Here is a 5,963-nt window from a genome sequence, read left to right as displayed (position 1 = left end):
GGATTACTATATAAATAATCAATAATCTTAGAATCAAAATATTGAGTGAGTTTGAATATACTACTCCCTAGATCTCTTACTTTTGCAGGGTCTCCAGCGCCAATAAAATTTAAAATAGCATCATATTGAGGATCAATAAATATTGTGTCTATATGATTAGATGTATATCTCTCAGAGTAACCTTTATGTATAAGCCATTCTTTTAGAATCTCTGGTTTACGTGAATATAATTCCAAAGAGTGGCATTGAACTGTTAAAAGTCTAATAATAAGGTCACGAGCTATTTGGCTTGTAGCGCCAATAATTGCCAATTTCATATAGCCCTTCTGTTATTTATAAGGAAATTGTTTATCAATTGGATTTCCAAATGCTAATCTTGGCCTGCATTCTCTAGCATCGCTCATTAAAACCTCAATAAGCATTGGTCGAGGATTGGCAATAAAATCACTTATATACTTAGAAAATTCAACATCTGTTGCAATAGTAAATGATATTATATTGTATGCTTTCCCAATACTTGCAAACGATGAACTATATCCATTCCAATATGTTGAATCATCACGTCCATCAAAATACATATCTTGGAATGCGCGGACCATACCTAAAGAATCATTATTAAGAACTATTGTCAGGATTGGTAATTTTTCACGAGCAATAATGTCTAATTCTTGGATGTTTAATTGAGCGCCGCCATCACCGGTAATTACAACCACAGCGCCATCAATTGCATAAGAAACACCTATTGCTGTCGGTATTCCAAAACCCATCGCCCCCAAACCACCAGAATTATGTATTGCTTGTCCAGAGCTTAGTCGTAACGAATGGGCAGCCCACATCTGATTATTACCAACATCGGTAACATAGTGTATTTTTTTGCTATCAAACAAACTATTTAATATTTTGCACATTTTAAATGGACTGATATTAAGGTCTTCATATTCATCAATAAACATTTTTTCCCAATGTTTATTGAGATTCAAAAACCAATCATCATATTGCCCATTAAGATTGTTATCTAATAAGTATGAAAAGAACTCCTCACTCGATGCGACAACATTAAAATAACCTTTTATCCTGTTATCTACTTGTTGTTGGTCAATATCTATTTGAACAACTTTTGCATTCCGGGCAAAATCATTTGTATCAGCCCCCGTTTGCCGAACATCTAAACGGCTTCCAACAACAATAACTAAATCTGCATGTTGCAGAGCATAATTTGCAGTACGGGTACCATAGCTGCCAATCATACCAAAATACCCTGGCAGAGCTAACGTTTTTTCACTTCCTTTCAAGCTAGCAACATGGGGAATATTTTTTTTCGAAAGGTGAGATTGCCAAGAAATAAAATTATTCGCATTTATTGCACCACCTCCAATTAGGAAAAGTGGTTTTTTTGATTTATCTAACAATTCAATTATTTTTGCAAAATCAGAGAGTGAATTCGAATCCTTTTTAACTATTATCTCTTTTTTTTCTTTAAGGTAATCAATCACACTTTTATCTAATTCTGCTCTTTGTAGATTCATTGGAATATCTATAAGTACAGGGCCAAGCCGTCCACTCGTAGCAACATCAATTGCATGCTGTAAGCAGGGAATAATTTCATCCTGATGCTTTATTTGATAAGCATACTTAGTAATACTTTTAACAATACTGACTATATCCAGCTCTTGAAATCCTTGCTGTCGAATGTTTCTCTCGCCTTTTAGTTCATTTGTATTAACCTGCCCTGTAATAAAAATACAAGGTGAACTATCTAACCAACAATCAGCAATGCCAGTAATTAAATTTGTTGCACCAGGTCCACTGGTCCCTAAAGCTAACCCTATTTTTTGATTTCCAGTAGCTCTAGCGATTCCACCTGCTGCAAATGCGGCTGCTTGCTCATGATGCACAGAGACTAATTTTGTTTTTCCTAATAAATTGATACTGTCAACGAGATGAGCAATCATCCCACCTATCAATTCAAAACCAAAATCTACATTATTAGCACTCAATACATGTGCTATAGCATCAGACGCTTTCATTTACTACCCCAGTAAAAATTGAGCCAGATTAACTAGCTCAATATATTAACTAAATTAGAAATTCAAACCAAAGAACTCTTCAAACTTACTTACAACATAATCTAAATGATCATGTGTCAGCCCTGGATAGATACCAATCCAGAACGTTTGATTCATAATTCTGTCGGTATTAGTCAATTCACCCACAACACGATATTTCACATCATGGAAATAGGGTTGACGAGTTAAGTTACCGGCGAAGAGTAAACGAGTTCCAACTTTTGCTTCATCAAGGAATTTAACCAGGTCAATACGACTAATCCCGCAATCTTCTTTCAAAGTAATCGGGAAGCCAAACCATGATGGATCTGAATTTTCAGTTGCTTCCGGTAATTCGATAAAGTCGACACAGGATTGAAGTGCTTCTTTGAGATACTTAAAGTTCGCTTTGCGTGTCTCAACAAATTCCTCTACACGCTCAAGTTGTGCCAAACCACACGCGGCCTGCATGTCAGTAATCTTTAAGTTATAGCCGAGGTGCGAATAGGTATATTTATGATCGTAACCAAATGGCAGAGAACCTAATTGCTGGCCAAATCGTTTCTTACAAGTATTATCACAACCAGGTGCACAATAGCAGTCACGCCCCCAGTCACGGAAAGATTCAATAATAGTCTTCAGTTCTGCTGATTTGGTGAATACCGCGCCCCCCTCGCCCATTGTAATATGGTGAGCAGGATAGAAACTGACAGTACCAATATCACCGAATGTGCCAGCCATTTTTCCGTCATATTTGGAACCTAAAGCATCACAGCAGTCTTCAATCAACCATAGGTTATACTTATCTGCTACTCGGCGTACTTCTGCCAAATCAAATAAGTTACCTAAAGTATGAGCAATCATGATTGCTTTAGTTTTATCACCAACAGCCGCCTCAATTAGGCTAGCATTGATGTTATAAGTCGGAATATCGACATCGACAAATACCGGAATTAGCCCATTTTGGATGGTTGGGTTAACTGTTGTAGGGAATCCGGCAGCGACAGTAATAACTTCGTCACCTGGCTTAAGTGCCCGAGCACCTAATTTAGGGGATGTTAATGCAGTGAGTGCTAGCAAATTAGCAGAGGAACCAGACGTTGTGGTCAATACATAAGGAACTCCAATATATTCACCGAGTTTCTTTTCAAATGCATCGTTGAAGCGGCCAGTGGTTAGCCATCCGTCTAAAGATGCTTCAACCATAAGCTGTAGTTCTTTGGTACCGATCACTTTGCCTGAAGGTGGGACGACACTTTTACCTGCTTCAAATGGCTTTGGGGCCATAGCCGTTTCAGCATACTGAGCAACTAACTCAGCAATCTGTTGACGTAATTGTTCTTGACTCATTTATCTATGACCTCAAATCATTTAGTGTTCATATAGCTATTAATTTCGTTAATACTGTAATCACGCATATCGGAATCTGACAACCAAGCTTGATGCCAAGCAACAATTCGAGCCAGTGTAGTATCGAGACTCCAACGTGGGTGCCAGCCTAATTGCATTTTTGCTTTAGAGCAATCCAGTTTCAGGTAATGTGCTTCATGGGGATGCTCACTGCCATCTAATTGCCAACTGGCATCTTTACCCCAAAATGACACCATTTTTTCTACGATATTCTGTACCGGCGTGGCATCCATATCATTGGGCCCAAAATTCCAACTTTCACCAAACTGAGTCCCCTCAGCGTACATTTTTTGCGCCAGCAATAAATAACCGGACAGTGGTTCTAATACATGTTGCCATGGGCGAATTGCATGTGGATTGCGAATAATAACAGGGGTTGATCTTTCAAATGCGCGTAAAATATCAGGAACTACCCTATCTAGCGCCCAATCACCACCACCAATAACATTACCAGCGCGCACTGTCGCAAGCGCAGTGCCATGTTGTTCATATTTAGTTGGATTAAAAAAAGAATTACGATAGGAGGATGTGACTAGCTCAGCGCAACCTTTACTGTTTGAGTAGGGGTCATATCCTCCCATAGCTTCGTTTTCACGGTATCCCCAAACCCATTCTTTATTGTCATAACATTTATCACTGGTGATATTAATAATGGCTTTGACACCACCAACATGTCGAACAGCTTCCAGCAGATAAACAGTCCCCATCACATTAGTCGAATACGTTTCAACAGGTTCTGAGTAAGACAAACGGACTAAGGGCTGTGCAGCCATATGGAAAACAATTTCAGGCTTAAAGTCGCTGATTGATTTTAGTAATTGGTCATAATTACGAATATCACCTACCTCCGAAATCATACCATCAGCAATACGTGCAGCCTCAAATAGGCTTGGTTCTGTCGGTGCTGTCAGTGCGTAGCCCTTTACTGTAGCCCCCATATTTTGCAGCCATAAACTGAGCCAACCACCTTTAAAACCAGTATGCCCAGTAATAAAGACACGTTTACCTTGCCAAAAACTTTGATCAATCATGATATTTATTCCCAGACTTTCCAAGGAGCCCGACCTTCTTCCCATAATTCATGCAGGTAGACTTTGTCACGCAAGGTATCCATTGGCTGCCAAAAACCGGTGTGCTCATAAGCCATTAATTCGCCGTTTTCAGCCAACGTCATTAATGGCTCTTGTTCCCAAGTAGATTTATCGCCATCAATAAGATCGATAACTTTAGGAGATAGAACAAAATAGCCGCCATTAATCATAGCGCCATCACCTTTGGGCTTTTCTTTAAAACTACGGACTTGTCTATCTTTGATATCCAATGCCCCAAAACGGCCTGGAGGAAAAGTTGCCGTTAATGTAGCCTGCTTACCATGTGCTTTATGAAAATTAATCAACTCAGTAATATTTATATCACCTACACCATCACCGTAAGTAAAGCAAAATGCTTCATCATCTTTTACATAATCTTTGACACGTTTCAAACGGCCACCAGTCATAGAATTTTCACCAGTATCAACTAGTGTTACATTCCACGGTTCAACTCGTTTTTGGTGTACTTTCATTTCATTATCGCGCATAGAGAAAGTGATATCGGACATATGCATAAAGTAGTTAGCAAAATATTCTTTTATTACATATCCCTTGTAACCACAGCAGATAATGAAATCATTAATCCCATGAGCAGAATAGAGCTTCATAATATGCCATAAAATAGGCATTCCTCCGATCTCTACCATCGGCTTCGGTTTAACTACCGTTTCTTCACTAAGACGAGTTCCTAAACCACCCGCAAGAATAACTGCTTTCACTTTACTCTCCATTGATAATTACTTTGATGGTACGAAGGCATCAGAGAAAAATTGGTCTTCAGCTAGTCCATATTCAACAAATTCCTGATGTGCCGCAGAAATCATAGCGAGTGAACCACAGGCATAGACACTGAAGTTACTTAGATCAGGAAAATCGTTTATTACCGCTCGATGAGCGAATCCTGTTTGGCCATGCCAAGAACTATCTTCTCCAGAAACGACGGGGATATACTGGATATTCGGATACTCTACTGACCATTTCTTAGCTATATCAGAATAGAAAAGTCTACCGTCAGGCATTCCCCAATAAATATGGATCGGCCGCTGGTCATTTTTATTTATAAGCTCTTCAACCATAGCCTTCACTGGAGCAAAACCTGTTCCCCCAGCTAAAAATATTAACGGCCGATTATTATCACGGACAAAAAATGTTCCTTGTGGGCCTTCAATACGGAGAAGTTGTTGCAATTTAAGTTCATTAAAAATTATTTGACTGAATATACCGTTACTTACTTTCCTTATATGTAACTCAACATTCCCACCAGGAGCATTTGCAATAGAATAGCTACGACGCTGCCCATTGATAATTAAATCAATAAATTGGCCAGCTAAATATTCTATTTTTGCACTTGGAGGGAGGCGCAGACTCAGTATAGCAATATCTAAACCGATAATCTCAATGTCATCGAGTTTACAAG

At 38.9% G+C, this 5,963-nt stretch carries 5 protein-coding genes and 1 pseudogene; all 6 read right to left on the bottom strand.

Features of this window, described 5'->3' with window-relative positions:
* Nucleotides 1–317: pseudogene (locus V1952_RS19500) on the bottom strand (hypothetical protein); the annotation flags it as partial.
* 12 nt (nt 318–329) lie between these two features.
* Nucleotides 330–2,027 carry a thiamine pyrophosphate-binding protein gene (locus V1952_RS19495; RefSeq protein WP_420075364.1) on the bottom strand — a complete coding sequence of 566 codons (1,698 nt, stop codon included), beginning with the start codon at nt 2,025–2,027 and terminating at the stop codon, nt 330–332.
* A 54-nt stretch (nt 2,028–2,081) separates the two neighbouring features.
* Nucleotides 2,082–3,395, bottom strand: a complete 1,314-nt coding sequence (rfbH, locus tag V1952_RS19490) for a lipopolysaccharide biosynthesis protein RfbH (RefSeq protein ID WP_420075363.1) — start codon at nt 3,393–3,395, stop codon at nt 2,082–2,084.
* 17 nt (nt 3,396–3,412) lie between these two features.
* Entirely contained in the window at nt 3,413–4,486 is a 1,074-nt protein-coding gene (rfbG, locus tag V1952_RS19485; RefSeq protein ID WP_420075362.1) for a CDP-glucose 4,6-dehydratase, read from the bottom strand.
* A 5-nt stretch (nt 4,487–4,491) separates the two neighbouring features.
* On the bottom strand, nt 4,492–5,265 hold the full coding sequence (rfbF, locus tag V1952_RS19480) for a glucose-1-phosphate cytidylyltransferase (RefSeq protein WP_420075361.1): 774 nt from the start codon (nt 5,263–5,265) through the stop codon (nt 4,492–4,494).
* 18 nt (nt 5,266–5,283) lie between these two features.
* The coding region (locus V1952_RS19475; RefSeq protein ID WP_420075360.1) for an FAD-binding oxidoreductase at nt 5,284–5,963 on the bottom strand (680 nt) is incomplete at its 5' end.

This window comes from Yersinia sp. 2542 StPb PI, from assembly GCF_048593855.1.
Classification (GTDB): domain Bacteria; phylum Pseudomonadota; class Gammaproteobacteria; order Enterobacterales; family Enterobacteriaceae; genus Yersinia; species Yersinia enterocolitica_E.
Note: the sequence above shows the minus strand (reverse complement) of the source record. Positions and strands in the feature narration are given on the sequence as shown.

What these genes read in the sequence shown, in the direction of transcription:
- rfbH (WP_420075363.1), bottom strand. Translation starts at nt 3,395, where the DNA reads ATGAGTCAAGAACAATTACGTCAACAGATTGCTGAGTTAGTTGCTCAG.
- V1952_RS19495 (WP_420075364.1), bottom strand. Translation starts at nt 2,027, where the DNA reads ATGAAAGCGTCTGATGCTATAGCACATGTATTGAGTGCTAATAATGTA.
- rfbG (WP_420075362.1), bottom strand. Translation starts at nt 4,486, where the DNA reads ATGATTGATCAAAGTTTTTGGCAAGGTAAACGTGTCTTTATTACTGGG.